This window comes from Sanguibacter suarezii NBRC 16159 (assembly GCF_001552735.1).
Lineage (GTDB): Bacteria > Actinomycetota > Actinomycetes > Actinomycetales > Cellulomonadaceae > Sanguibacter > Sanguibacter suarezii.
The window spans coordinates 255,167-262,134 of record NZ_BCRT01000013.1; the positions used below are offsets into that span (position 1 = coordinate 255,167).

Annotated in this window: 9 protein-coding genes; 5 read left to right on the forward strand and 4 right to left on the reverse strand. The window is 71.4% G+C overall.

Annotation, left to right across the window (positions count from 1 at the left end; all coding sequences use genetic code 11):
- The first annotated feature begins 52 nt into the window (after positions 1-52).
- Complete coding sequence (locus SS2_RS09085) at positions 53-1,291, forward strand: glucose-1-phosphate adenylyltransferase (protein WP_066463226.1); 1,239 nt, start codon at positions 53-55, stop codon at positions 1,289-1,291.
- Between the two features lie 144 nt (positions 1,292-1,435).
- Entirely contained in the window at positions 1,436-2,134 is a 699-nt protein-coding gene (gene serB, locus SS2_RS09090) for a phosphoserine phosphatase SerB (protein ID WP_439646296.1), read from the forward strand.
- 100 nt (positions 2,135-2,234) lie between these two features.
- Here serB and SS2_RS09095 read toward each other — a convergent pair whose 3' ends face one another.
- The 3 genes from SS2_RS09095 to fabG form a co-directional block, all read right to left on the reverse strand.
- Positions 2,235-2,768, reverse strand: a complete 534-nt coding sequence (locus SS2_RS09095; RefSeq protein WP_245643472.1) for a SixA phosphatase family protein — start codon at positions 2,766-2,768, stop codon at positions 2,235-2,237.
- Entirely contained in the window at positions 2,765-3,532 is a 768-nt protein-coding gene (gene fabI / locus SS2_RS09100; RefSeq protein ID WP_066463228.1) for an enoyl-ACP reductase FabI, read from the reverse strand. The genes SS2_RS09095 and fabI overlap by 4 nt, the downstream gene beginning before the upstream one ends.
- Positions 3,533-3,664: 132 nt before the next feature.
- Positions 3,665-4,390, reverse strand: coding sequence for a 3-oxoacyl-ACP reductase FabG (gene fabG / locus SS2_RS09105; RefSeq protein ID WP_066463230.1), 726 nt, complete (start codon positions 4,388-4,390; stop codon positions 3,665-3,667).
- 240 nt (positions 4,391-4,630) lie between these two features.
- Here fabG and SS2_RS09110 point away from each other — a divergent pair, with 240 nt between their 5' ends.
- From SS2_RS09110 to SS2_RS09120, 3 genes are read left to right on the forward strand one after another with little or no spacing between them, the layout of a single operon-like run.
- Positions 4,631-5,026, forward strand: coding sequence for a DUF3099 domain-containing protein (locus SS2_RS09110; protein ID WP_083942055.1), 396 nt, complete (start codon positions 4,631-4,633; stop codon positions 5,024-5,026).
- Positions 5,019-5,264, forward strand: coding sequence for a hypothetical protein (locus tag SS2_RS09115; protein WP_066463232.1), 246 nt, complete (start codon positions 5,019-5,021; stop codon positions 5,262-5,264). Before SS2_RS09110 ends, SS2_RS09115 begins: the two co-directional genes overlap by 8 nt.
- Complete coding sequence (locus tag SS2_RS09120) at positions 5,261-6,271, forward strand: SURF1 family cytochrome oxidase biogenesis protein (protein ID WP_245643474.1); 1,011 nt, start codon at positions 5,261-5,263, stop codon at positions 6,269-6,271. The genes SS2_RS09115 and SS2_RS09120 overlap by 4 nt, the downstream gene beginning before the upstream one ends.
- 99 nt (positions 6,272-6,370) lie before the next feature.
- On the opposite strand, the gene SS2_RS09125 is transcribed toward SS2_RS09120, so the two are convergent.
- Positions 6,371-6,829: a GatB/YqeY domain-containing protein gene (locus SS2_RS09125; RefSeq protein WP_066463235.1), complete on the reverse strand. Its 459-nt coding sequence runs from the start codon at positions 6,827-6,829 to the stop codon at positions 6,371-6,373.
- Between the last annotated feature and the right edge of the window lie 139 nt (positions 6,830-6,968).

Consider the following 6,968-nt stretch of genomic DNA (forward strand, 5'->3'; position numbering starts at 1 on the left):
CACCGTAGCGCGTCTTGCTGCGATCGGGGCTCTTCGGCTTTAGGGTCATGGCATGGCAGCCCCTAAAGTTCTCGCGATCGTCCTCGCAGGTGGCGAAGGCAACCGACTCAAGCCGCTGACGGCACACCGTGCCAAACCCGCCGTGCCGTTCGGCGGGATCTACCGGCTTGTCGACTTTGCCCTGTCGAACCTGGTCAACTCCCACTACCTGCACATCGTCGTGCTCACCCAGTACAAGTCGCACAGCCTGGACCGTCACATCTCCAAGACCTGGCGGATGTCTGCCCTGCTCGGCAACTACGTGGCCCCCGTCCCCGCTCAGCAGCGCGTGGGCAAGCACTGGTACCTGGGCTCCGCGGACGCCATCTTCCAGTGCCTGAACATCATCGAGGACGAGCGCCCGGACATCGTCGTCGTGGTCGGCGCGGACCACGTCTACCGCATGGACTTCTCCCAGATGGTCGACGCCCACATCGCCTCCGGCGCGGAGATGACCGTCGCCGGCATCCGCCAGCCGATCGCCCTCGCGACGGAGTTCGGCGTCATCGACACGATGCCCGACGACCCGACGAAGATCCGCGCCTTCCTCGAGAAGCCCGTGGACCCCGTCGGTCTGGCCGACTCCCCCGGGGAGATCCTCGCCTCGATGGGCAACTACGTCATCAACGCCGACGCCCTCGTGGAGGCTGTCACCCGAGACTCCGAGAACAAGGACTCCCGCCACGACATGGGCGGCGACATCGTGCCGTACTTCGTCGACCGCGGGACGGCTGGGGTCTACGACTTCATCCGCAACGACGTCCCCGGGTCCACCGACCGCGACCGCGACTACTGGCGTGACGTGGGGACCATCGACTCCTACTACGACGCCAACAAGGACCTCATCGCGGTCACCCCGGTGTTCAACCTGTACAACTCCAAGTGGCCGCTGCACACCGGCTACGTCGGTCTCCCTCCGGCGAAGTTCGTGCACGCCGGGGCCGGGCGCCTGGGGCACGCGGCGGACTCGATCGTCTCCCCCGGTGTGCTCATCTCCGGTGCGACCGTCGTCGGGTCGGTCCTGTCCCCCGGTGTGCACCTGCACTCCTGGGCGGCGGTCTCCGACTCGGTGCTGCTCGACGACGTCCAGGTGCACCGCCACGCCCAGGTCCACCGGGCGATCATCGACAAGAACGTCATCATCCACGAGCGTGCCCGCGTCGGCCTCAACCCCGAGGAGGACCGCGCCCGCGGCTTCACCGTGACCGAGTCCGGCATCACGGTGGTCCCCAAGGGCACCATCGTCGAGTGACCGCGGCGCGGTGCTGACCGCCCCGCCGACAGGACCCGACCCGCAGGCCCACGCCCGCAGGTCGGGTCCTTCGTCGTCGCCGGCCAGGCGTCCGCCTCGCGGGCGGCCCGGAACCGCCGCCTCCGGTCCGTCTACGCTGGGCGGGTGACTCTACCGACGCAGCCCAGCCCCCCTCCGCCCCCGCCCGCCACGTCGCCCGTGACGGGACCGCGCCGGCTCGTGGTCATGGACGTGGACTCCACGCTCATCTCCCAGGAGGTCATCGAGCTCATCGCCGCACACGCGGGCACGCAGGAGCGCGTCGCGGAGATCACCGAGCGCGCCATGCGCGGCGAGCTCGACTTCGCCGACTCCCTGCGTGAACGTGTCGCCACCCTCGCGGGCCTGCCGGTGAGCGTGCTCGACGACGTCCGCGCCCGCGCGACCTTCACCCCCGGCGCCCGCGAGCTCGTGGCCGAGTGCCAGCGCCGCGGCTGGGCGGTGGCCCTGGTGTCCGGCGGCTTCGAGGAGATCGTGGCCGACCTCGCCGCCGAGGTGGGCATCACGACCTTCCGCGCCAACCGCCTCGAGGTCTCGGACGGCCACCTCACCGGCCGCACGACCGGCCAGGTCGTGGACCGGGCCTACAAGGAGCAGTCGCTGCGCGAGTTTGCCGCGGCCGAGGGCGTGCCGATGGAGCACACCGTCGCGATCGGCGACGGCGCGAACGACCTGGACATGATCTGCGCGGCCGGGATCGGCATCGCCTTCGCCGCCAAGCCCGTGGTGCAGGAGCAGGCGCCCTTCACCGTCGCCGGCCCGCGCCTGGACGCGGTCCTGGAGATCATCGACGCACAGGGCTGACCCGCCGGACACCTACGACGCCGTCGCCCGGCCCCCAAGCGTGCGGGGCCGGGCGACGGCGTGAGCGAGCGGACGAGCAGGTGGTCACACCTCTGGTCGGTCAGACGTGCGGGCGGTCCAGGGTCGTGAGCACGGCGCTCCGCGCCGACCACTGCGACCAGGGCAGGTCCGACTCAAGCACCGAGTAGGCCGCGGTCGGCACGCCGACCTGGACCTGGGCGTGCGCCGCAGGGTCAGAGCCAGGACCGGCGAGATAGGCCGCCACCGCAGACATCGTCGGTTCGTGCCCGACGACGAGGACCGTGCGGACCCGCGGGTCCACCGCCCCCACCAGCTCGAGGATCTCCTCGACACCGGCGGAGTAGATCTGCGGGCTGACGACGACCTCGGGCTCAGCGTCTCCCAGCCCTGCCTTGAGCAGGTCCCAGGTCTGGCGGGTACGGACCGCGTCCGAGCACAGCACGAGCTCAGGGACGACGTCGGCGTCCACCAGAGCCGGCCCGACCCGGGCCGCCTGCTTGCGCCCGGTCAGCGCGAGCGGGCGCAGCGTGTCCGCGACCGTCCCCGCCGGCTCCGCCTTGGCGTGGCGCAGCAGCACGAGCCGCCGGGCGACCTGGATCGGGTTCAACGTCACAGTCCCATCGCGTGGACGCCACCGTCCACGTGCACGATCTCTCCCGTGGTCGCCGGGAACCAGTCGGAGAGCAGGGCCGCGACGGCGCGCGCGGTCGGCTCGGGGTCGGTCTGGTCCCAGCCGAGGGGGGCGCGCTCGGGCCAGCCGCCCTCCATCTTCTCGAAGCCGGGGATCGACTTCGCCGCGGTGGTGCGGATCGGTCCCGCAGAGACGAGGTTGACCCGGATGCCCTCGGGGCCCAGGTCACGCGCGAGGTAGCGGGAGGTCGACTCGAAGGCGGCCTTGGCCACGCCCATCCAGTCGTAGACCGGCCAGGCGAAGCTCGCGTCGAAGGTGAGCCCGACGATCGAGCCGCCCGAGGACATGAGCGGCTTGGCGGCCACGGCGAGGGACTTCAGCGAGAAGGCCGAGATCTCCAGCGCGGTCGCGACGTCGGCCCACGGAGCGGCGAGGAAGTTGCCGCCCATGACGGACTGGGGGGCGAAGCCGATCGAGTGGACCACACCGTCGATGTGGTCGGTGTGCTCACGGATGCGGCCCTCGAGGGCAGCGAGGTCCTCGTCGCTGGTCACGTCGAGCTCGATCACAGACACCGGATTCGGCAGACGCTTGGCGATCGCCTGGGTCAGGCGGAACTGCCGCCCGAAGGAGGTGAGGATCACCTCGGCGCCTTCCTGCTGCGCCAGACGCGCGACGTGGAACGCGATCGAGTGGTCGGTGAGAACTCCGGTCACGAGCAACTTCTTGCCTTCAAGCAGGCCCATCGTCTTCCTTCCGTCAGGTGGGTGGGGATCACGCACCGGATCCCCACGGCGGCAGGCTCACCGATCACGCGGTGGGCCACCGTAGTACGTGCGACCACGCGGCGGGTGCCGCGCAGCAGAGAGCAGGAACGGTCAGTGGCCCATCCCGAGACCGCCGTCGACCGGGATGACGGCCCCGCTGATGTATCCAGCATCAGGTGAGGCGAGGAACTGCACAACACCAGCGACCTCGTCCGGCTGGGCGAAGCGTCCGGCCGGGATGGCGGCCTTGTAGGCGGCCTGGCGCTCGGTCGGCAGCTCGGCGGTCATGGCCGTGTCGATGAAGCCGGGGGCGACGACGTTGGCAGTGATGCCTCGTCCGCCGAGCTCGCGGGTGATCGAGCGGGCCATGCCCACCAGGGCCGCCTTGGAGGCGGAGTAGTTGACCTGGCCGGCGCCGCCGTACAGGCCCACGACCGAGGAGATGAGGATGATGCGGCCGCGGCGCAGCCGGATCATGCCCTTGGAGGCTCGGCGCACGCACCGGAAGGTCCCGGTGAGGTTGACGTCGATGACGGACTCGAACTCCTCGTCGGACATCCGCATGAGGAGCTGGTCGCGGGTGACACCCGCGTTCGCCACGAGCACCTCGACCGGGCCGAGCTCGGCCTCGATCGCCGTGAACGCGGCGTCGACCGCGGCAGTGTCGGTGACGTCGGCGACCACGCCGAGGACGCCGTCGGGCAGGTCGCCGCTGCGGTAGATCGTGGCGACCCGGTCGCCTGCGGCGACGAAGCGCTCGGCGATCGCGCGGCCGATGCCACGGTTCGCGCCGGTCACCAGCACCACGCGTCCCGCGTTGGTCGTTTCCTCAGCCACAGGTCCTCCTCGTTCACGGTCAAGACGGCACCCTGGCAGGCCAGGAAGTGCACAGATGGGGGAAACGGTAGTCGACGCGGGGTCCTCGCCGCGCGCAGGAATCATCACGCGCAGACCTGCTCACTAGTGGGAACCCTACAGACCGGCGCCCCAGCGCCGCCCGGACCGGTCCGCGCACAGGAACCACGACGGCCTGCCCGTGGCCTACGTCACAGCGCCCGGGGCGCGTAAACTCGTAGGGTGAACACTCCCGGCTCGAAGGGGTCGCGGCGCTCGCGCCGACCCGCCAAGGCCCCTCAGGACGAGGTCCACCGCATCACCTCAGCGGCGGACTCGCTCCGCGACGACCAGGCCCGACGAACCCGCCGGTACCTCATCCAGATGAGCATCCGGCTGGTCTGCCTGATCGCTGCGGTCTTCGCCGACGGGATCCTCATGTGGGTGCTGCTCGCAGCCGCGGTCGTCCTGCCGTACATCGCGGTCATCGAGGCGAACGTCGGACGAGACCTCCGCGGAGACGACCTGCCGTCCATGGAGTACCACCAGCTTCCCGGCGCGCCCACCACGCCCGCCGTCCCCCCGCCGACGAGCGCACCGGACTCGTCGCCCCCTTCCGCCGGAGACCCACATGACTGACCTGCTCGGACTCGCCGACCCGATCACAGACGACCTCGTCTGCAGCGGAAAGGGGTGCCCTCAGCAGGCGGTGTGGGGGCTGTTGTGGAACAACCCGAAGATCCACACCCCGCAGCGCCGGAAGGTGTGGCTCGCCTGCGACGAGCACCGCGACCACCTCGAGACCTTCCTGGGCGCCCGAGGCTTCCTCAAGGGCACTGTCCCGGTGGACGACCTCGAGCAGCAGACCCAGCCGTGAGCGGTGCCGTGACCGAGACCTCCTCCGCGCCCTCGACACCCACCCCGCCCGGCTCGCCCTCCCCGGCTCCGGGCGGACGGACGCGCGCGCAGTGGCTCGCCCTCGCCCTCGGCGTGGCGGTCCTCGTGGTCGGGTGCGTCCTCGCTGGGCGCTGGCAGTGGAACCGGCACGTAGACCGCGACGCCGCGATCGCGGTCATCACCGAGAACTACTCCGCCACCCCGGTGCCGCTCGCGCAGATCCTGCCCGAGCCGGGCGCCGTCGTGACCGAGAAGGACGTGTGGCGCCAAGTGACCTTGCGCGGCCACTACGTCCCTGAAGCCACCGTGCTGCTGCGCAACCGGCCGGTGGAGAGCCAGGCGGCCTTCCACGTCCTGGTGCCCTTCGAGGCCGAGGACGGGACCGTCCTGGTGATCAACCGCGGCTGGCTGCGCTACGGCCGGGTCAGCGCCGAGCCGGACTCGGTCCCCGCTCCCCCGGCCGGCGAGGTGGAGGTGGTCGTCCGCCTGCGCGCCGACGAGCCGGCCGCGACGAACGGCGCTCCGGACGGCCAGGTCCAGGCCATCAACACCGCCCAGGTCCTGGCAGCCGGGCCCGACGGCGGCGCCTGGGCACAGGGCCGAACGGTCGGGGCCTATGGGGCACTCGCCTCCGAGACACCGGCCCCCGCACAGGCCGTCGCCCCGCTCCCGGCCCCGGACACCGACCCACGCTCGCACCTGTCCTACGCCTTCCAGTGGTGGGTCTTCGCCGTCGGCGGCGTGGGCGGGTTCGTCCTGCTCGTGGTGCGCGAACGTCGGGAGAACACCCTGGCTGCGCTCGGCGGGCTCGCTCATCCCTTCGACGACGCTGAGACCGGACCGGACGGTCATGGGACCGCCGGGGGTACTGGGGGCACAGCCGGGACCGGTGCGGCTGGGTCCCGTGCTGCGGGACGGCGCGGACGTGGCCAGCCCACGGCCGAGGAGATCGAAGACTCCCTCATCGAGTCCCGCACCGGGCGGTAGCTCGCACCGGGCAGCTCGCACCGGCCAGCGCGCACGGGCAGCGCGCACCGGGCGGGAGCGACGCGGTCAGCGCCTGCTCCCCGCCCGGCTGGCGCTCGCTCAGCCCTGCAGGGCCTGGCGGACCTTCTGGGACAGCACCTTGCCGTCGACCCGGCCGCGACCGGCGGCAGCGGCGTTGGCGGCCTTCATGACCTGGCCCATCTCCTTGGCCGTGGTCGCCCCGGTCGAGGCGATGGCCTCGGCGACGATCGCGTCGAGCTCGGCGTCGGTGAGGGCCGCCGGCAGGTAGCTCTCGATGAGGTCGGCCTCGGAGGTCTCGGTCGCGGCGCGCTCGTCCGCTCCGGCCTCGGTGTAGATCTGGGCGCTCTCCCGACGCTTCTTCACCTCGCCGGTGAGCACGGCCTCAGCCTCGGCGTCGGACAGCTCGTGGGCGGTCTTGCCCGCCTTCTCAGCCGTGCGCAGCGCGGCGATCATCTGGCGGAGGGTGTTGGTGCGGAAGGCGTCACGGGCCTTCATGCTCACGGTCAGGTCGCTGGTCAGTGTCTCGAGGATGGTCATGTCTCCATCGTGCCCGATCGCCGGGTCACGGCGACCCCAGCCGCGCCGCACCGTCGGGCACGTCACATCCCACGGTCCGCGCACGCAGGAGCTCTCACGCAGAGGCTCTCACCCACGGTCCCGTGGACGACGGCGGGGC